16 protein-coding genes are annotated in these 19,115 nt (G+C 67.6%); 12 read left to right on the forward strand and 4 right to left on the reverse strand.

The genetic code is table 11. The features are described 5' to 3' along the window. Positions 1-20 precede the first annotated feature (20 nt). The 3 genes from N1F91_RS28540 to N1F91_RS28550 all read left to right on the forward strand — a co-directional run bounded on the left by N1F91_RS28540 (position 21) and on the right by N1F91_RS28550 (position 3,199). Entirely contained in the window at positions 21-1,121 is a 1,101-nt protein-coding gene (locus N1F91_RS28540; RefSeq protein WP_289997172.1) for a porin, read from the forward strand. 246 nt (positions 1,122-1,367) lie between these two features. After that, positions 1,368-2,222, forward strand: a complete 855-nt coding sequence (locus N1F91_RS28545; protein WP_289997203.1) for a site-specific integrase — start codon at positions 1,368-1,370, stop codon at positions 2,220-2,222. A gap of 377 nt (positions 2,223-2,599) precedes the next feature. Further along, on the forward strand, positions 2,600-3,199 hold the full coding sequence (locus tag N1F91_RS28550) for an invasion associated locus B family protein (RefSeq protein ID WP_289997174.1): 600 nt from the start codon (positions 2,600-2,602) through the stop codon (positions 3,197-3,199). Positions 3,200-3,366: 167 nt separating this feature from the next. Here N1F91_RS28550 and N1F91_RS28555 read toward each other — a convergent pair whose 3' ends face one another. Further along, on the reverse strand, positions 3,367-4,878 hold the full coding sequence (locus N1F91_RS28555; protein ID WP_289997175.1) for a protein adenylyltransferase SelO: 1,512 nt from the start codon (positions 4,876-4,878) through the stop codon (positions 3,367-3,369). Between the two features lie 179 nt (positions 4,879-5,057). Here N1F91_RS28555 and N1F91_RS28560 point away from each other — a divergent pair, with 179 nt between their 5' ends. From N1F91_RS28560 to N1F91_RS28585, 6 genes are all read left to right on the forward strand, one after another. Then, positions 5,058-5,606: a DUF982 domain-containing protein gene (locus tag N1F91_RS28560; RefSeq protein WP_289997176.1), complete on the forward strand. Its 549-nt coding sequence runs from the start codon at positions 5,058-5,060 to the stop codon at positions 5,604-5,606. Between the two features lie 326 nt (positions 5,607-5,932). After that, a complete protein-coding gene (locus N1F91_RS28565; RefSeq protein WP_289997177.1) occupies positions 5,933-6,619 on the forward strand; it encodes a phosphoribosyltransferase in 687 nt (228 codons plus the stop codon). A gap of 85 nt (positions 6,620-6,704) precedes the next feature. After that, positions 6,705-7,433: an ABC transporter ATP-binding protein gene (locus N1F91_RS28570; RefSeq protein ID WP_289997178.1), complete on the forward strand. Its 729-nt coding sequence runs from the start codon at positions 6,705-6,707 to the stop codon at positions 7,431-7,433. Further along, positions 7,430-9,802 (forward strand): FtsX-like permease family protein, encoded by a 2,373-nt coding sequence (locus N1F91_RS28575; RefSeq protein ID WP_289997179.1) that lies wholly within the window; start codon positions 7,430-7,432, stop codon positions 9,800-9,802. The genes N1F91_RS28570 and N1F91_RS28575 overlap by 4 nt, the downstream gene beginning before the upstream one ends. Before the next feature lie 3 nt (positions 9,803-9,805). Then, positions 9,806-11,002 carry an HlyD family efflux transporter periplasmic adaptor subunit gene (locus tag N1F91_RS28580; protein WP_289997181.1) on the forward strand — a complete coding sequence of 399 codons (1,197 nt, stop codon included), beginning with the start codon at positions 9,806-9,808 and terminating at the stop codon, positions 11,000-11,002. A 300-nt stretch (positions 11,003-11,302) separates the two neighbouring features. After that, positions 11,303-12,394: a porin gene (locus N1F91_RS28585; protein WP_289997182.1), complete on the forward strand. Its 1,092-nt coding sequence runs from the start codon at positions 11,303-11,305 to the stop codon at positions 12,392-12,394. Between the two features lie 136 nt (positions 12,395-12,530). Here N1F91_RS28585 and N1F91_RS28590 read toward each other — a convergent pair whose 3' ends face one another. After that, entirely contained in the window at positions 12,531-12,842 is a 312-nt protein-coding gene (locus N1F91_RS28590; RefSeq protein WP_289997183.1) for a hypothetical protein, read from the reverse strand. Between N1F91_RS28590 and N1F91_RS28595 the strand changes: the two genes are divergently transcribed. Next, positions 12,832-13,947, forward strand: a complete 1,116-nt coding sequence (locus N1F91_RS28595; RefSeq protein ID WP_289997185.1) for a porin — start codon at positions 12,832-12,834, stop codon at positions 13,945-13,947. The two genes, N1F91_RS28590 and N1F91_RS28595, sit on opposite strands and share 11 nt — an antisense overlap. Before the next feature lie 120 nt (positions 13,948-14,067). Next, the gene (locus tag N1F91_RS28600; RefSeq protein ID WP_289997186.1) at positions 14,068-15,231 is read left to right on the forward strand and encodes a serine hydrolase; all 1,164 of its coding nucleotides are present in this window, start codon (positions 14,068-14,070) and stop codon (positions 15,229-15,231) included. Positions 15,232-15,253: 22 nt separating this feature from the next. Here N1F91_RS28600 and N1F91_RS28605 read toward each other — a convergent pair whose 3' ends face one another. Then, complete coding sequence (locus tag N1F91_RS28605) at positions 15,254-16,825, reverse strand: histidine kinase dimerization/phosphoacceptor domain -containing protein (protein WP_289997205.1); 1,572 nt, start codon at positions 16,823-16,825, stop codon at positions 15,254-15,256. Between the two features lie 158 nt (positions 16,826-16,983). Continuing rightward, positions 16,984-17,754: a hypothetical protein gene (locus tag N1F91_RS28610; protein ID WP_289997187.1), complete on the reverse strand. Its 771-nt coding sequence runs from the start codon at positions 17,752-17,754 to the stop codon at positions 16,984-16,986. Positions 17,755-17,990: 236 nt separating this feature from the next. Here N1F91_RS28610 and N1F91_RS28615 point away from each other — a divergent pair, with 236 nt between their 5' ends. After that, entirely contained in the window at positions 17,991-19,103 is a 1,113-nt protein-coding gene (locus tag N1F91_RS28615; RefSeq protein ID WP_289997190.1) for a pyridoxal phosphate-dependent aminotransferase, read from the forward strand. Positions 19,104-19,115: the final 12 nt, after the last annotated feature.

A 19,115-nucleotide genomic window follows, 5' to 3' on the forward strand; every position in this document is an offset into this window, starting at 1 on the left:
CTTTGACTGGAGGTCAGAAAATGAACATCAAGAGCCTTCTTCTCGGCTCGGCTGCGGCCCTCGTCGCAGTCACTGGCGCTCGCGCCGCCGACGCTATCGTCATCGCTGAGCCGGAGCCGGTCGAATACGTCCGCGTCTGCGACGCTTACGGCGCTGGCTTCTTCTACATCCCCGGCACCGAGACCTGCCTGAAGTTCGACGGCTACGTCCGCATGCAGATCGGCGCATCTGGCGGCGATCGCATCCTGAATGGCGAACTCGCCGATGTTGTCGAAGGCTGGCGCTTCACCACTCGCGCCCGTCTGAACGTCGATGCACGTTCGGACACCGAGTGGGGCACGCTGCGCGGCTACATGCGTATCCAGGCTGACGCAACCAGCAACGCCGACGCCGGCTACGGTATGGATCAGGCGATCGTCCAGCTCGGCGGCTTCTACGTCGGCTACACCGAGTCCGCATGGTCTGCCCCGTGGGGTCTGCCGGGCATCTCGCGCTTCGGCATCATGCACACCGATGCCGGCGGCGAGTACGCTTACCAGCAGCGCCAGCAGATCGGCTACACCTTCTCGGGCGGCAACGGCGTGTTCGGCTCGATCGTCCTCGAAGACGACACCCTCGAGGGTGAAGGCTACATGCCCGACGTGGTCGGTGTCCTCGGCATCAGCCAGGGCTGGGGCGGCGTCTGGGGCAAGGTTGCTTACGACGAGTCGGCCGAAGCCTTCAACGTAATGGCCGGCATGCAGTACAACATCCCGAACATGGCCGGCTCCAATATCCGCCTCGGCGGCTTCTGGGCTGAGGAGGCGAACCGCTACGCGCTCGCCATGCCTGTCTCGGGTCGCATCGACCCGACCGGCATCTCCTTCGGCACTGTTGAATGGTCGGTGGTTGCTTCGTACAACCACAAGTTCAACGCGCAGTGGAGTGCCACGATCGGTGCTCAGTACTTCGAGGAGTTCGGCGGCGACAACGCCTGGATGGTTCAGGGTGCCGTTGTTTGGGCTCCCGTCACCAACTTCGAAGTCCGCCTCGAAGGCTCTTACGCCGACGAAGAAAACGCTGTCCGGCTCGACGACGGCGAAGCCTACAGCGGCTTCCTCCGCTTCACGCGCTACTTCTAAGCGCCTGAGCGTCTGACATCCGGGTCCGCAATTTATTTCAATTGCGGACCCGACCCTTTTAGCAATAAGTGCGCGCTGCAGCCGATCCGGGGCAGCCAATATTCACATATTGCGGCAAGCCGGGGGGCTTCATTCAAGGATGAAAGACCTCGCGTGGCTGTTATCAAAGCACTGGATACCGGACAGGAAGCTCCCGCGTGCCATAGCCTTGCGGCACAGCGGCACGTCCAAGGTTTTTCCTATGCGCTGAACTACACCGCACAGTCCGCTCCGCGCCTCGTGCGCGAACATACGCTGGCTGACCTCTATCGGCGCTATGCTGATATTCTGTGGGAAGACGGTTCGCACAAAAACAACGTGTGCGCCTTCGTCCACGAGATGCATGCCATCCTCGGCGGCAGTGCCTTCAGCGCGATGTCGCAGGATACGGTCGACGAGATCACGGGGGCGTTGCGCAGCCGCGGCAACAGCAATGCCACCATCAACCGCAAGATGGCCGCGCTCAGCAAACTGCTTCGCAAGGCGCTCAAGATGGGCGACGTCCACAGTCTTCCGGACTTCATCCGCCAGAAGGAGCGCGCCGGCCGGATCAGGTTCCTGACGGCGGAGGAAGAAGCCGCGCTGTTCGACGCCATCCGCGTCCGGTCGGAAGATTACTACCGGCTCTCGGTCTTCCTGGTCGATACCGGCGCCCGTCTTGGCGAGGCGATCGGCCTGAAATGGGGCGACATCGGCGAGGGCCGGGTCAGCTTCTGGATCACGAAATCCGGCCGCAGCCGGTCGATCCCGCTCACCCATCGCGCGATGGAGGTGGTCACCGCGCAGGCCGGCCGCCGCGGCGGCCCCTTCTCCGGCATCCTGCAGCACAAGTACCGGGCGGTGTGGAACGAGGCGAAGGCGTCGATCGGACTGGGATTCGACATCGACGTCGTCCCGCACGTGCTGCGCCACACCTGCGCGTCGCGCCTTGTGCAGGGCGGCATCGACATCCGCCGCGTCCAGACCTGGCTCGGGCACCAGACCCTGACGATGACCATGCGCTACGCCCACCTCGCCACCAACGACCTCGACGTCTGCGTGCCGATCCTCGAGCGACGCTGACGCGCGACGCGGTCGCGCGAACCTGGTCGCCCAAGACCGGCCACTGCGCAGACGCCACTTCTCAGAAACGACGCCGCAGACGGCGGGGCAGCGCTGGAGCGTATCGCGTCGCCCTCTCCCGCCTCTCTCCTCCCCTCTCCCGCCTTCCGCCTTCCGCCTTCCGAAACCGGAGAAACACGCGGTCGGCACGGTCGCGCAACGTCGCTGCAGGCGGGACCCGCGGTTTGCCTTGCGGAGGCATGACGATTTCGCCTGCAGTCCTGCGAATATTTCTGGTATTGCAATTTCCGGGCGTGCGCCGCACCTGCCAGCCACGCCCGCCTCCGTTCACCGCAGGCCATCCGCACACCCTTCCGGCGCCACCCAGGACCCGACCGATGCACCGTTCTCCTCGCCTTCGCAGCGCCCTTGCCGGCCTTGCTGCCCTGCTTTCCGCCTCCGCCGCCCTCGCGCAGACGCCGAGCCCGGCGCCGCGTCCCGAGGTTCCCGCCGATCCGGCCGTGACCACCGCCACCTTCGGCGACTGGCTGCTGCGCTGCGTGCGCCAGCCTGCACCGGCCGACGAGGCCGCCAAGAAGAACGACCAAGACACGCCACAGACCTGCGAGGTCGTCCAGACGGTCAAGGTGCAGGGCCAGACGCAGCCCATCGCGCAGCTGGCGATCGGGCGCCTCCCCGGCGCCAAGGAACTGATCATGACGGCCGTGCTGCCGGTCAACATCTCGCTGCCGGGCCAGGTCGGCATCATCGTCGACCCCAAGGCTCCCGCCGAAGGTGCGATCATCCTCGAGTGGAAGCGTTGCGCCGGCGGTTCCTGCTTCGCCGACACCCGTCCCGACGCAAAGAGCCTGAAGCCGCTGCGCGCGGGCGAAGCGGGCCAGATCCGCTTTGCCGATGCCGGCGGGCGCATCATCTCCGTGCCCGTGTCCTGGCGCGGGCTCGACCAGGCGCTCATGGCGCTCGAAAAGCAGTCTTGAGCGTGTAGCCCACGGCGGCCGCAGCCGGGCGCCGTGGGCTGCGTCGCGATTGGTTCCGATTCGCGGCATGTGTCTCGGCTTCCTGCCCCAGCGCAGGTCCTGACCCGAAACCGGCGGTCGATTCCTCATGACCCGGCTCCAGGAAGCCGCCGCTGCCTCTGCCGTCGTCAGGTGCCGCAGAAGGTCTTCGTCACCCGCTCGTCCGGCTGCGGCGGCAAGGCATAGGCGTCGTTGTCCGGCTGGTCGTCGAAGGGCCGTTGCAGCACGTCCACCAGCTTTTCGAAGGGGGCGAAGTCGGAGCGGTCCTCGGCTGCCCGGATGGCCTCCTCGACGCGGTGGTTGCGCGCGATGTATCGCGGGTTGGCGCGGCGCATGGTCTCGCGACGCTCCGCGTCCCGGCCCGGCTCGCGCGACAGCCGGTCGCGCCACTTCACCGACCAGGCATCGAAGGCCGCCGGCGTCGCAAAGAGCGTGCGCACCGGCCCCTCGCCGAGCGGCGCGTCGAGTTCGTCGACGAGGCCGCGGAAGGTGAGCGTGAAGTCGGGTCCGGACTCCGCCATCAAAGCGAAGAGATCGCTGGCCAGCTGGACGTCGTGGTCCTCCTGCAGGAGCAGGCCGATCTTGCGGCGCAGGCCCGCGTGGAACACGGCTTCATAATGGCCCTGAAAGCCGCGCAAGACCGTCTCGGCCATCGCGATCGCCGCATCCTGGTCGTCGGCGATCAGCGGCAGCAGCGTCTCGGCCAGGCGGGCGAGGTTCCAGACGGCGACATGCGGCTGGTTCGAATAGGCATAGCGTCCGGCGCGGTCGATCGAGGAAAAGACCTTGTCGGCCGCGAACTCGTCCAGGAAAGCGCAGGGGCCGTAGTCGATCGTCTCGCCCGAGACGGTCATGTTGTCGGTGTTCATGACGCCGTGGATGAAGCCGACGAGCATCCAGGAGGCGATCAGCCGTGCCTGCGCGGCGATCACGGCCTCTAGCAATGCCAGGTGGCGGCCGGCGCCCTCTCCGATCGCGGGATAGTGGCGGCCGATCACGTGATCGGCCAGCGCGCGGATGCCATCGGTGTCGCCGCGGGCCGCGAGATACTGGAACGTGCCGACGCGGATGTGGCTGGCGGCCACGCGCGTCAGGATGGCGCCCGGCAGCGGCCAGTCACGGTAGACCTTCTCGCCGGTCGTGACGACGGCGAGGCTGCGGGTGGTCGGGATGCCGAGCGCCGCCATCGCCTCGCTCAGGATGTATTCGCGCAGCACGGGACCGAGCGCTGCGCGGCCGTCGCCGCCGCGCGAAAAGGGGGTGGGGCCGGAGCCCTTGAGCTGGATGTCGCGGCGACGGCCCTGCGGGTCCACCACCTCGCCGAGCAGCAGCGCCCGACCGTCACCGAGCTGCGGCACGAAGTTGCCGAACTGGTGTCCCGCATAGGCCTGGGCGATGGGCGGGGCGCCATTCGGCGGGCGGCTGCCGGCGAGCATCTTGATCCCTTCGCGCGACGCCAGCACGGCCGGATCGAGGCCGAGCGCGCGGGCGAGCGGCTCGTTGAGCTTCACCAGGCGCGGCCCGAGCACCGGAGACAGCCCCGGTTTCGCGTGGAAGCGGGCCGGAAGCTCCGCATAGCTCATCTCGAAACGCGGGAGCGCCGGGGCGTCCGTGGTGCGTGTCTGCGTCGGGGTGTCCATGGGCGGCCCCTCTCCTGGCTGTGCCGTCTGTGTGTCCGCATATAGGTCAGCAAGTGCGCCGTTGCACCACCCGCGGCGGGGTGCCGTCGCTTCGCCTCAATCCCCCGGTAGCGACCCATCGGACAGCCGGAACGATCCAACCGGCAAAGCGTTCGTCAGCGTCCCAGGAGAGTACCGACATGCAGGTCAATATGGAGAGCGGGTGGTTCGATGCGCCGGTGACGGTGCTGGATGCCCGGGAAGCGCGGCCGTTCGACGTCACCAACACCCGCCAGGCGGCCGAGATGCTGCTGCATCGCTGGCCCAACGAATGGAGCGGGCGCCACCGAGCCGCGCGCCTGGCCTGCCTCGCCGTGCTGAAGGGCTTCAAACCGCCCGTCCTGGCGCGCCGCGCCTTCGCGGAGGCGGCGCGGGAAGCCGAAATTCTGGCCGATCATGCCCAATTGCTGGAGAACGCCGACATGACGAAAGACATCAGGATGGCCGAGACGCAGGACCTGCCGTTCGAGCGCGCCGTCACGGTCTCGGACCCGGTCGGAACGATCGAGATCGGCTCCGTGCGCGCCGCGCGCGATTATCTGCAGAACGTCGACTGGCCGAGCGGCGCCAGCCAGGAGGATGCGCTGAATGCCGCGCAGGGGGCACTCGACGGCGTCTTGGCGGTCTCGGATTCGCGCGATCGCTTCGTCGATGCCGCGCGCCAGGCCGGCGTGCTGGTTTTCGAATAATTCGACGGAACCTTCCGCAGCATCGGAAGTTTTCAGGCAGCGGCGGCCTCGACATCGCCCCCCTACTCCGAGCCGCCGCGGACTAGACCCTGCCGCCGACCCTCTCCCCCCGGAGGGTCGGCGTTTTTTTGACGTCTGTTGCGCCACGAAGCCCCCGTCGACCGGCAGGTCTGCGCCGGTGACGCGAAGGCAGCTTTACATGCGCGCAACGAGGCCGGCCGCGCTCTTGACCGGGGTCAAGGCGGAACATCGGCCGGCCGCCCATGGTTGCAGCAGCGGAACTGCATCCGCCAGGTAGGCAGGAAGCTCGGACCCGCGGAGCGCGCATGTTCAAGGACAGGGCAGAAGCCGGCCGCCTGCTTGCCGGCGAAATCGTGACGCTTTCCCTGCACGATCCCGTCGTGCTTGCGCTGCCGCGCGGCGGCGTGCCCGTGGCCGACCCCATTGCCGACATACTGAATGCGCCGCTCGACCTCGTGATCGTGCGCAAGGTGGGCGCGCCGGCCAACCCGGAGCTCGCGGTGGCCGCCATCATCGACGGAAACCCGCCCGACGTCGTTCTCAACCGCGAGATCGTGGAGGCCTACGATCTGTCGGAAGAGGAGCTTGACGCGCTGGTGAAACGCGAACGGCCGGAGCTCGAACGCCGCGCCGCCGCCTATCGCGGCCGGCGCAAGGCCGCTTCGGTGACCGACAAGACCGCCATCCTCGTCGACGACGGCGCGGCCACCGGCACGACGATGCGGGTGGCGATCCGCGCCATGCGGCGGCGCTCGCCGCGCGCCATCGTCGTGGCGCTCCCGGTGGCGCCGGCCGAGACGGTGCAGGAGTTGCGGTTGGAGGCGGACCTGGTGGTCTGCCTTTCCGAGCCAGCGCAGTTTCGGGCGCTCAGCCTGCACTATCGCGATTTCCACCAGCTGACGGACGATGAAGTGACGCAGACGCTGCATGCCGCGGCGCGGCGGCGCAGGACGGCGCTGAAGGACTGGAAGAAGCGGAAGGATCAGGACTGAGGCATCTCGCCCTGCGGTTGCTGCGATGATGCCGCGATTGATGCGCGTCAAGGCATCCCCCGCCCTGCCACCCTAGACAGCCGGCATGGAGAGGATCCGCCCCCACACGGACATGCCGATCTTTTCGGCGCGCGGCCTGACCAAGGTCTACCGCAGCGGCGAAGTGGAGGTGTATGCGCTGCGCGGCGTCGACCTCGATCTCGCCGAGGGCGAGATCGCCGTGCTGCTCGGACCCTCCGGCAGCGGCAAGTCCACCCTGCTCAACATCATGGGCGGGCTCGACACGCCGACCTCCGGTACGATGCGCTTCCGCGACGAGGAACTGACGCGCTTCTCGGAGCGGCAGCTGACGGCCTATCGGCGCGACCATGTCGGCTTCGTTTTCCAGTTCTACAACCTCATCCCCAGCCTGACGGCCTGGGAGAACGTCGCTCTTGTGACGGAGATCTCGGCCAATCCGATGAAGCCGGAGGATGCGCTGGAGATGGTGGGGTTGAAGGACCGCATCCATCATTTTCCCGCCCAGCTCTCCGGCGGCGAGCAGCAGCGCGTGGCAATCGCGCGCGCCATCGCCAAGCGGCCGGAGGTGATGCTCTGCGACGAACCCACCGGCGCGCTCGATTCGAAGACCGGCATCCTCGTGCTGGAGGCGCTGTCGCGCATCAACGAGGAACTGAACACCACCATGGCGATCATCACCCACAATGCCGGCATCCGGCAGATCGCCCACCGGGTCTTTTCCTTCCGCGACGGGCAGATTGCAGAGGCGACGGTCAACGAGACGCGGGCGAAGCCGTCGGAGGTGAGTTGGTGATCGCCGTCCCGGCCCTCGACCGCAAGCTGCTGCGCGACCTCGCGCGGCTGTGGGCGCAGGTGCTGGCGATCTCGCTGGTGATGGCCTGCGGCGTGATGACCATCGTCATCGCAATCGGCGCCTACCGCTCGCTCGACGAAACGCGGGCGGCTTTCTACGAACGCTATCGCTTCGCCACCGTCTTCTCGGGCCTCACCCGTGCGCCGCTGCACCTGCGCGCGGAGATCGCGGCGATTCCGGGTGTCGGCGGCGTGGACCTGCGGATCGTCAAGGCGGCGCTTCTCGACCTGCCGGGCATGGCGGAGCCCGCGACCGGCATCGCCATCTCCATACCCGACCGCGGCGAGCCGGCGGTCAACCGGCTCTATCTGCGTTCGGGCCGCCTGCCGGAGGCGGACCGCGCCGGAGAGGTGGCCGTCACCGAACCATTCGCCAAGGCGCACCGGATGGCGCCCGGCTCGACGTTCTCGGCGATCCTCAACGGCCGCAAGCGCGTGCTGACGGTGACCGGCATCGTGCTGTCGCCGGAATATGTGTACGCCATCGGCCCCGGCGACATGGTGCCCGACCAGCGCCGCTTCGGCGTGTTCTACATGCCGCGCACGACGCTGGCCGGCATCTTCGACATGACCGGCGCCTTCAACGACCTCGTCGTGCGGACGCAGCGCGGCGCCGATCCGGAAGCGGTGTCGGACCGCATCGACGCGATCCTGAAACCCTTTGGTGGCACCGGGGCGCACGACCGCCAGGACCAGATCTCGCATGCCTTCCTCGACAACGAGCTGACCCAGCTCAGGGCCATGGCGGTGATCATCCCGCCGATCTTCCTGTTCGTGTCGGCCTTCCTGGTGAACATGATCCTGACACGGCTGATCGCGCTCGAACGCGAGCAGGTCGGCCTGATGAAGGCCGTCGGCTACTCCTCGCTCGCGGTCGCCTGGCACTATGCCAAGCTGACGCTGCTGATCGCCATCATCGGCATTGCCATCGGCTCCCTGGCCGGCAACTGGCTCGGGCGCGGGATGACCCGGCTCTATGCAGAGTTCTTCTCCTTCCCCTTCCTGATCTTCCGCCAGAGCCTCGACCTCTACGTGATCGCAGCCGGCGTGAGCGCGGCGGCCGCGCTCGCGGGAGCCGGACGGGCGATCTGGAGCGTCGTGCGCCTGCCGCCGGCGGTGGCCATGCGCCCGCCGGCGCCGACGCAGTACCGCTCGCTGTTCGGTGGCTCGGCTGCGCTGACCCGCGTCTTCTCGCAGCTGACGATCATGGCGCTGCGCCATCTGATCCGCTGGCCGGTGCGCACGCTGATGACGACGCTCGGAACCTCGATGGCGGTGGCGCTTTTGGTGACGGCGCTGTTTTCCTTCGATTCCATCGACTTCATGATCGACACGGTGTTCTTCCGCACCGAGCGGCAGGACGCGACGATCAGCTTCGGCGTGGAGCGTTCGCCGCGCGCGCTGCAGGCGGTGGCGGCGATGCCCGGCGTGCTGCGGGCGGAAGGGTTTCGCGCCGCGCCGGTCGTCCTGCGCAAGGGCCACAGGGAGCGCCGGCTGGTGATCGCGGGGATCATGCCGAAGCCGGAACTGGCGCGGGTGCTCGACGACGAGTTCCGACCTGTCGAACCGCCGGCGACCGGGCTGATGGTGTCGGAGCGGGTGGCAGAGCTGCTGCAGCTGTCGATCGGCGACCGCGTCGAGATCGAGCTGCTGGAGAAGGGGCACCGCCTCGTCGAGGCGCCGGTGACGAGCATCGTCCAGAGCTATGTGGGGCTGACGGTCACCATGCGCCTCGACGCGCTGGACAGGCTCGTGGGAGGCGGCCCGCGGCTGTCGGGCGTGCGCGTGGCGATCGACCGGGCGCGGCTCGACGATCTCTACGCCGCAGTGAAGCAGACGCCCGCGGTGGCCTCGATCGCGCTGCAGGGCGTCTCCCGCGTGCGCTTCCGCGAGACGGTGGGCGAGAACATCACCATCATGACGACCGTCTATGCGCTGCTCGCGGTCATCATCACCTTCGGTGTCGTCTACAATTCGGCGCGAATCCAGCTGTCCGAGCGGGCGCGGGAACTCGCCAGCCTGCGGGTCATGGGCTTCACGCGCGGCGAGGTGTCGAGCGTGCTCCTGATCGAGCTCGGCGCGATCGTCCTCCTGGCGCAGCCGCTCGGCTGGGCGCTCGGCTACGGCTTTTCCTGGTCGGTGGTGCGCGGCTTCGAGAGCGACCTGTTTCGCATTCCGCTGGTCGTCGAGCGGTCGACCTTCGCCGTTTCGAGCCTCGTCGTGCTTGCCGTGGCGGTGGTGTCGGCGCTGATCGTGCGGCGGCGCATCGACCGGCTCGACCTGGTGCGCATCCTCAAGACAAGGGAGTAGGACATGAACGCCGTCTGGATGAAGAGGGCCGGCCTCGCGCTGGCCGCCGCGGCGATCGCCGCCGGCTTCGCCTGGGCGCTGCGCGAGCAGCCGGCGCTGGTCGACATCGCCATCGTCGCGGAAGGGCCGATGCGGGTGACCATCCGCGAGGAGGGACGAACGCGGGTGCGCGACGTCTACACCGTGTCGGCGCCGATCGCGGGACACCTGTCGCGCACCGTGCTCGAGGAAGGCGATGCGGTGGTGGCGGGCGAGACGGTCGTGGCCGCGATCCATCCGCTCGATCCGCCGCTGATCGACCGTCGCACCGAAGCGGAACTGCTCGCCGCGCGGGACGCGGCACGGTCGGGCGTCGGCATTGCCGAGAGCGAACTGCAGCGCGTCGAAACGGGGCTGCAACTGGCCGAGGACGAACTCGCCCGCGCGCTCAAGCTGTTCGGGCCGGGCATCATCTCGGAAAGCGCGCTGCAGAAAGCGCAGAACCAGGTCGACCTGAGCAAGGCGGCCGTCCAGGCCGCGCGAGCCACGATCGCCTTCCGCCGGGCCGAACTGGCGAGCGCCGAGGCCCGGCTTTTGATGCCGTCGCCGCGTGGCGGCGACGAAGACAGCTGCTGCGTCAACCTTCTCGCCCCGATCGACGGGTCCGTGCTGACGGTCCATGCCCAGAGCGAGCAGGCGGTCGCGGTCGGCGCCCCGATCGCCGACATCGGCGATACGACGAAACTCGAGATCGTCGTCGACCTGCTGTCGTCGGATGCCGTGCGCATCGGCGCCGGAACGGTGGCCACGATCACCGGCTGGGGCGGCGACGAGGCGCTGCCGGCAGTGGTCCGGCGGGTCGATCCGGCCGCCTTCACCAAGGTCTCGGCCCTCGGGATCGAGGAGCAGCGCGTGAACGCCGTGCTGGACCTCGAGACGGGCGACGCGCGGCTCGGCCACGCCTATCGCGTTCTTGCCGAAATGACGGTGTGGAGCTGCGACCTCTGCCTCACCGTACCGATCCCCGCCCTCTTCCGAAGCGGCAGCGACTGGACCGTGTTCTTGCTCGACGGCGGCCGCCTGCGGCAGAGACGGGTCGGGATCGGCCGCATGAACGACGAGACGGCGCAGGTGCTGGACGGGCTCTCGCCGGGCGATGCGGTGGTGCTTCATCCCGGCGACAGGATTGCCGACGGCAGCACCGCCGTGCGGCGCGATTGACGCACTGCAACATGAATCGCGGGCATTCATGAAACCGACAGCGTTCGGCTATATGCTGCTCCTCCGCCTGGATTTCGACTCTCGCTTGGAATTTATCCGAAGTTTTTCGAGAAACACGGATATCGTTGCATTTGTGCAACAGCCTCTGCAAAAGTGCGGTTGCGCCGCAATATGTGGACACGATTTGCGTTGAGGCGGCCCCGAAACGGGAGCACCCATCGAACCGAAGACGCCTTCCACGCAGCGGGGTGACCGGGGGAACGGGGCGGCGTCTTCGGAACAGAAACCAGGAACCACACGATGAACCTCAGACTCTCCCTCGCCACCGTTGCCGCCCTGACGAGCGTCAACGCGGCCTTTGCGGCGGACGCGATCGTGATCGCCGAACCGGAGCCCGTGGAATACGTGCGCGTCTGCGACGCGTTCGGCGCGGGCTTCTTCTACATTCCGGGCACCGAGACGTGCCTGAAGTTCGACGGCTACGTCCGCATGCAGATCGGCGCCCGGGGCGGCTCCGACTATGATGCCGGTGTCTATGACGGCGACTACGTGGAAGGCTGGCGCTTCACGACCCGCGCCCGCCTCAACGTCGACACGCGTTCCGAGACGGAAATGGGCACGCTGCGCGGCTTCATGCGCATCCAGGCCGACGCCACCAGCAACGCGGACGCCTCCTACGGCATGGACCAGGCGATGGTGCAGCTCGGCGGCTTCTATGTCGGCTACACCGATTCGGCCTTCGGTGCGCCGTGGGCGCTGCCGGGCATGGTCCGCTTCGGCATCCTGCACACGGATGACGGCGGCCAGTACGCCTCGCAGCAGCGCCAGCAGATCGGCTACGCCTTCAATGGCGCAAACGGCCTGTTCGGCTCGATCACGCTCGAGAACGACGAGAACGAGGGCGAGGGCTACATGCCCGACGTCGTCGGTGTGGCCGGCATCAGCCAGGGCTGGGGCGGCGTCTGGGGCAAGGCTGCCTACGACGAATCCGCCGAGGAATACGCCGTCCTCGGCGCTGCGCAGTACAATATCCCGGGCTTCGCCGGCTCCTCGCTCCGCCTCGGTCTGTTCTACGCGTCGGGCGTGAGCATGTATGCCCTCGACATGCCCGTCAGCGGCGGCGGCTCGAGCGACGAAGGCACCGTTGAGTGGTCGGTCGCGGCCTCCTACCTGCACAAGATCAACGCCCAGTGGAGCGCGACCGTCGGCGGCCAGTACTTCGAGGAGTTCTCCGGCGACAACGCCTACATGGTCCAGGCGGCCGTGGTCTGGCTGCCGGTCACCAACTTCGAGGTCCGTGCCGAGGGCTTCTACGCCAGCGAGGAAAACCTCGTCGGCGGCGAGGACGACGACACCTGGTCGGGCTTCCTGCGCTTCACGCGCTACTTCTGACCCAGACTTCGGCCTCCCAAGCCAGGGCCCGCGACATTCGTGTCGCGGGCCTTTGTCGTTTCTAGCCGACGGTCTCAGTCCGGCCGGCGACGAGCCCGGCCCGAAGGCCCGGCGTGATTCGGATGCGCCCTTCGAATCACCCCGCAAACCGGCCTGCCCGCCGATTGGGCGACTGCCGCAGCTGATCGCAATATGGTGCCATTTCCCGCGGCACCGGGGGATTTGCGAGGGATCGTTCGTCACATTCTTGCAACAGCGCGCCGCTTTCGATGCTGCGCCGCAACCGGCGATCGCAAAATCTGTTGATCCGGCAAAGGAGGTGGATGATCCTGATGAAGAAGGCGACGATCAAGACGTATTCACGGGGCAGCGGGCACTTCGCGCCAACGGGGACGGCGGGACGGCTTTCGCCAGATGAAGTGGATTGGGACAACGACATGAAGATCAAGAATTTCCTCCTCGGCACCGCCGCCGCCCTCGTCGGCAGCAATGCCGCCTACGCGGCGGACGCGATCGTGATCGCCGAGCCGGAGCCGGTGGAATACGTGCGCGTCTGCGACATGTACGGCGCGGGCTTCTTCTACATCCCCGGCACCGAGACCTGCCTGCAGTTCTCCGGCCAGGTGTTCTTCCAGGTTGCGACGGAAGGCTACGACGACGAGGGCGACTCGCCGGACTACCAGACCTACGGCAACAACCCCGGTGACGGCGGATGGCTGCCCACCACCCGCGCCCGCCTGCAGGTCGACGCACGGTCCAGCACGGAGTGGGGCACGCTGCGCGCCATGATGCGCATCCAGGCCGACGCCACGGCGAATGCCGACGCCGGCTATGTCATGGACAACGCCTTCGTTCAGCTCGGCGGCTTCCGCGTCGGCTACACCGAAACGGTGTGGAACGACTCGATCGGCGCGGGCGTCGCATCGTACGGCTCGCATTCCTGGGGTTCGCTGAGCTACGGCTACCGCAAGACCCAGCAGATCTCCTACAGCTTCGGTTCCGACCAGGGCTTCGCGGCGACGATCTCGCTTGAGAACGACGATCTCGAAGGCGACGGTTACGTTCCGGACGTGGTCGGCGCGGTCAGCTACAATCAGGGCTGGGGCGCGGTCTGGGCCAAGGCCGGTTATGACGAAAGCATGGACGGCTTCGGCGCCACGCTCGGCCTGCAGTACAACATCCCGTCCTTCGAAGGCTCCTCGTTCCGCCTGATCGGCTACTATTCCGACAGCGACAACGTCTTCGGCGTCGGCAGCCCGTTCTCGGCCATCTCCGGCGTCGATGGCAATGGCGCGGCCGAATGGTCGATCCTGGCCTCCTACTACCACCAGATCACGGAGAAGTTCGGCGCGTCCGTCGGCTTCCAGTTCTACAGCGACCTCTACGCAGCGCAGTCTTCGGTCTCTACCGATCTCGACGGCTACACTGCCGAGCTCAACCTGGTGTACACGCCTGTGGAGAACCTCGAGATCCGCTCCGAGATCTACTACGACAAGATCGACACGCTGGACGGGACGGCTTCGGGCTTCCTGCGCCTGACGCGCTTCTTCTGATCATCTCTACCTGAGGCGGGGGCCTTTGAAACCCGGCGGGCAACCGCCGGGTTTTTCCGTTGCGCGGAAGGCGGCGGCACCCCTATGGATGGACCGGATCGATCCGGAGCCCCACCACGCATGTCCCACGCCCCTTCCCGCAGCGAGGTTCGTCTTTCGAACTGGCGCACCCATCCGAACAGCCGCTGGTCGTTCCAGAACGTTCGCGAGATCGTCCCCACGGTCGAGATCGCGGCCGCGCGGGCCGAGACCGAGGCCTCGCCCGGATCCGATGCGCTCTCCGGACTCGACCTCTCCCTCCCCAACGGCAGCCGCATCGACGCGCTCGACCACCTGGCGCAGTCGCATGGCGATGCCTTCGTGGCCCTGAAGGACGGCAGGCTGGTCGCCGAATGGTACGCGCCGCATTGCGATCCGAACGCACCGCACATCATCTTCTCGATCTCGAAATCGGTCACGGGGCTGCTGGCCGGCATCGCGGCAGCCGAAGGCGCGCTCGATCCCGATGCGCCGATCACCGCCTATGTTCCCGTCCCGCCGGGGGGCGCCTATTGCGATGCCACGGTGCGGCACCTGCTGGACATGACCGTCAGCCTCTCCTTCGAGGAAAACTATCTCGACCGACAGAGCGACTTCGACCGCTACAGGCGGGCGATGCTGTGGAACCCGGAGCATGAAGCGGGGCGCGAGGAAACGCTGGAGGAGGTGCTGGTCTCGCTGCCGAAGGCACAGCATCCGCATGGCAGGCACTTTCACTATGCCTCGCCCGACACGGACCTGCTCGGCCTCGTCATCGAGCGCGCCACGGGCACACGCTTCCATGCCTATCTCGCCGACCGGCTCTGGCGGCATCTCGGCGGCCGCGGAGCGGCCAGCGTGACCGTCGACCGGGTCGGCACGGCGCGTGCGGCCGGAGGAATCTCCGTCACGGCGCGCGACCTGGCGCGCTTCGGCCAGATGATGCTTGACGGCGGAGCCGCAGGCGGCCGGCAGGTGGTGCCGGCGGACTGGATCGACGACATCCGCAGCAACGGCGACCGTGAGGCCTGGGTGACCGGCGACTTCGCCGGGCTGTTCGGCAAGGGCCGCTATCGCTCCTGCTGGTACGACACCGGCGACGAGCATGGCAGCCTCGCCGCCATCGGCATCCACGAGCAGTGGATCTGGATCGATCCGGTGCGCCGCGTCGTGCTGGTCAAGCTGTCCTCCCGCCCCGAACCCAGCCACGATCCCTCGACGATGCGGGAAAAGTCGATGCTGCGCCAGATCGCGCGGCGGATCTGACCGCGCCGGCGCCGCGCAGCGCCTATTCGGCGGCCTGCGGCTGCTGCCCCGCCTGCTCGATGAGCGTGACGAGGGTCTGGAAGCGCGTTCCACCCTTGAAATGATACTCCGGCTCGCTGCCGCCCAGCTGAATCAGCATGGCGCGGACCAGCCGGCCGCCGAGGCCGCTGGTGGCGAGGGCCGGGTCGAACCCGACGCCGTCATCGCCGATCGACAGTTCCGCGTGGTCGCGGTCCCGAGACTTGAACGCGACGTGGATGGTGCCCGAGCGGCCGTCAGGAAAGGCATATTTCAGCGCGTTGGTGACCACTTCGTTGACGACGAGGGCGAGCGGCGTCGCCTGGTCATGATGGAGCACCACCGGGTCGATGTCATACTCGATCGTCACCGGTTGGGCGAAGGCCTCCCGCAGCGGATCGACGATCGCCGGAATCAGCGTGTCGGCGTTCACCTCGGCGAACTGGTCGAGGCGGTAGAGGTGCTCGTGCACGGCCGTCATCGCCGAGATGCGCCCCTGCAGGTCGGCCTTCATCTGCTGCGGCAGACCGTGCAGCCTGACCAGCGACATGATCGCCTGGAGATTGTTCTTCACCCGGTGATGCGTGTCCCGCACCAGCATGCGGTTGAGTTCGAGCGTTTCGAGCAGCTGCCGCTGCCGGTCGCGGTCGCGGCGCAGCAATCGGAAGATGAAGACGGTGGCGAAGGCCAGCGCCAGCGCGGTCGGGACCGCGAAGACGAGGGTGATGGCCGTGTTGCGCCGGAACTGGGCAAAGGCGGTATCGGTCGAGACACTCGCCAGCGCCACGAGCGGCGCGCCCTGGACGCGGCGGTAGCCGACGATGCGGGCGACGCCGTCGGCCGGCGAGATCGCCGGGTAGGTCCCTGCATCGCCGAGCTTCAGATACTCCGTGAACAGCACGTAGTTCGAGAGGTCGAGGGGGCCGTCCGCCAGGGGATAGCGGGCAACCAGCTGACCATCCTCGCGCAGCAGGCTGACGGTTGAACGCCCGTCGAGCGACAGCGATTGCCAGATGTCGCGGAAGAGGTCGACATCGAAGGACAGGATGGCGACGCCCTGAAAAATCCCCGCCCGCTCGAGCCTGCGGCTGAAGACGAAGATCTGCTTGCCATCGAGGCGGCTGATCATGAGGGGCGAGACGTGAAAGCGCTCCCCGGCGGCCGGCACGGCGAAATACTCGCGATCGCGGATGTCGATCGGCTGGACGGCGGGATCGGTGGAGAACAGTGTCGTGCCATCCGCGCCCACCACATAGGCCTTCACATTGCCCGGCAGACGATCGACCGCATTGCGGATCCGCTCTTCCACGCTGGCCGAACCACCCGCGATCTCGACGCCGAGGGCGTCGTCGATCCGACCCAGGGCCTGGCGCGACAGTTCGGTGATCCAGCCGACATTGGTGGCGACCACCTGCGATGCCGCAGCCGCACGCGCTTCGGCAGCGTGTTGCGCCGCTTCGCGTTCACGCAGAAGGGAAACGGCCAGGACCACGACGAACAGAACGAACATCAGCACGATCAGCGCCGTGGCGGCCCGCAACGTACGCGAGCCCGTCGGGGCCCGAGCCCCGTTCACCTCAGACAAACCTTCCTCCGTCCACCGTTCCCTGCCGACATTCTAGGGCAGTCGCTTCAGGAACGACACCCCTTGTGCACAACTATGCCTCAGACTTGGGCACGTGGCGGAGGCGGAGGAAGGAGAAGCGAGGATGCCTGCGTTTCGTCACCCAGGGCTCACGGCTCGGCGGCAACGGCCTTCGTGATGATGGCGTCTCCGATGACCGCAAGGAAGCCACCGAGGATTTCGTTGGCGGCGTTGTCGCTGCCGGTCGCGATGGCGAAAAAGTTGGTCTCCTCGTCGGGCTGGGCAAGGAAGCGGCCGCCGACCACGCGGACGGCCTGGCGGTTCGCCGGAATGGCGCGAGGCCGCGCGAGTTCCTCAAGACGCGCTTCGTCGATCGCGGCGAGCCGGCTCTTGCCGTGCTGGACGTAGTTCGTCTGGTATATCTCCGCGGGGGACATCGGGCGCGGCATGGGGACGGGGATCGTCCCATCCATGGTGCGGATGGCAGGCTCGGGACGGTCGATCTCCACCACCTGGCGGGGCCTCTTCTGCTGCTGCCCATGGCAGCCGTTGACCCGCAGGGCGGCCTTCAACCGGCCGCGTTCGCGAGCGGCATCGGCGGGAGCGAAGCCGGTGGAGCGGAGGTCCTGGATGCGCCTTGCATGGACGCGGCAATGCGTGTCGCGCGGCGAGGCAAAGCCACTGGGCCCGCAGCCCGCCTGCTGCGAGAGGCGAACGGCGCGGGCGAGACGGTCCGGCGCTTGACGCGGCGACGCGGATACGGCGGCCAGCCTGTGCTCGATCTGGCGACAGATGCTGCCGGCCTGGGAGGCGGCCGTCGACAGAGGCAGGAACGCCAGCAGCGCCGGAACAACGACTGCAATCGCGCGCCTTCCGGCGGATGCGGCGCGGTTGCCCAGAATTGCAGTTTTCCGTGTCATCTTTAAAAGCCTCCCTCCCTGCCGCGCGAGGCGCGGCAGGTGATGTGGTTTCGTTTTTTCGTCCTGTCGGCGGCGCCCGGTCACCAGCCTGCCGGAACAATGTCGCAAATCGGCCGAAGTTCCAGCCGCGACGCCGGCGCCTGCTCGCTGAGACGGCCGGCCGCGGTCCGCCTGCCTTCTTCCCTCGCGACGGGTTTCGTCATACGGTCCGCCGCCCCTGCCGCCGGATCATCGACATGCAACGCCTTCCCCGACTGACGCCGCTTGCCGCCGCCCTGCCCTCGACCGTGCCCTTCGTCGGCCCGGAGGCGCAGGAGCGCAGCCGGGGCGCACCGTTCCGAGCCCGGATCGGCGCCAACGAGAGCGGCTTCGGCCCGGCTCCCTCGGTCGTCGCCGCGATGTCGGAGGCTGCCGGCGCGATGTGGAAATACTGCGATCCGGACAATTTCGACCTGAAGGCGTCGCTGGCCCGTCATCTCGGCATCGGTGCGCAGAACGTCGTCATCGGCGAGGGCATCGACGGGCTGCTGGGGCTCGCAGTGCGTCTCTACGCCGGCCCCGGCGACACGGTCGTCACCTCGCTCGGCGCCTATCCGACCTTCAACTTCCATGTCGCGGGCTTCGGCGCGCGGCTCGTCGCCGTGCCCTATCGCGACGACAAGGAGGACCTGCAGGGCCTCGCCGACGCCGTGAAGCGCGACGCGGCGCAGGTGGTCTACCTGTCGAACCCCGACAACCCGATGGGCACCTGGTGGGAGGCGTCGGATGTCGAGGCCTTCGTCGACGCCATCCCGCCGACGACGCTGATCCTGCTCGACGAGGCCTATGGCGAGACCGGCCCGGCCGCCGCGCAGCCGCGCATCGACCTGTCGCGGAAAAACCTGGTGCGGCTGCGCACCTTCTCCAAGGCCTACGGCCTGGCCGGCCTGCGCTGCGGCTATGCCTTCGGCGACGCCGAGGTTATCCGCGGCTTCGAAAAGGTGCGCAACCACTATGGCATCAACAAAATGGCGCAGGTGGCGGGAGAGGCAGCACTCGCCGATCAGGCCTACCTCGCAGAAGTGGTGGCCCGCGTCGCCGCCGGCCGCGACCGTATCGCCGGCATCGCCCGCGACAACGGGCTGTCGCCGATCCGCTCGGCCACGAATTTCGTGACGATCGACTGCGGCGGCGACGGCGCCTTCGCGCTGAAGGTGCTGCAGGAGATGCTTGCCCGCGACGTCTTCATCCGCAAGCCCATGGCCCCGGGCCTCGACCGCTGCATCCGGATCTCGGTCGGGCTGGACGCGGAACTCGACCTGTTTGCGGAGGAACTGCCGAAGGCGCTGGCGGCGGCGCGGGCGGGGTAGGGTGCGGAAACG

It is taken from the genome of Aquibium sp. ELW1220 (assembly GCF_030398385.1).
Classification (GTDB): domain Bacteria; phylum Pseudomonadota; class Alphaproteobacteria; order Rhizobiales; family Rhizobiaceae; genus Aquibium.

Coding starts and splice junctions, on each gene's coding strand:
- N1F91_RS28560 (WP_289997176.1), top strand. CDS start 5,058: ATGCAGGTCAATATGGAGAGCGGGTGGTTCGATGCGCCGGTGACGGTG.
- N1F91_RS28550 (WP_289997174.1), top strand. CDS start 2,600: ATGCACCGTTCTCCTCGCCTTCGCAGCGCCCTTGCCGGCCTTGCTGCC.
- N1F91_RS28610 (WP_289997187.1), bottom strand. CDS start 17,754: ATGACACGGAAAACTGCAATTCTGGGCAACCGCGCCGCATCCGCCGGA.
- N1F91_RS28540 (WP_289997172.1), top strand. CDS start 21: ATGAACATCAAGAGCCTTCTTCTCGGCTCGGCTGCGGCCCTCGTCGCA.
- N1F91_RS28580 (WP_289997181.1), top strand. CDS start 9,806: ATGAACGCCGTCTGGATGAAGAGGGCCGGCCTCGCGCTGGCCGCCGCG.
- N1F91_RS28595 (WP_289997185.1), top strand. CDS start 12,832: ATGAAGATCAAGAATTTCCTCCTCGGCACCGCCGCCGCCCTCGTCGGC.
- N1F91_RS28565 (WP_289997177.1), top strand. CDS start 5,933: ATGTTCAAGGACAGGGCAGAAGCCGGCCGCCTGCTTGCCGGCGAAATC.
- N1F91_RS28555 (WP_289997175.1), bottom strand. CDS start 4,878: ATGGACACCCCGACGCAGACACGCACCACGGACGCCCCGGCGCTCCCG.
- N1F91_RS28570 (WP_289997178.1), top strand. CDS start 6,705: ATGGAGAGGATCCGCCCCCACACGGACATGCCGATCTTTTCGGCGCGC.
- N1F91_RS28615 (WP_289997190.1), top strand. CDS start 17,991: ATGCAACGCCTTCCCCGACTGACGCCGCTTGCCGCCGCCCTGCCCTCG.
- N1F91_RS28600 (WP_289997186.1), top strand. CDS start 14,068: ATGTCCCACGCCCCTTCCCGCAGCGAGGTTCGTCTTTCGAACTGGCGC.
- N1F91_RS28585 (WP_289997182.1), top strand. CDS start 11,303: ATGAACCTCAGACTCTCCCTCGCCACCGTTGCCGCCCTGACGAGCGTC.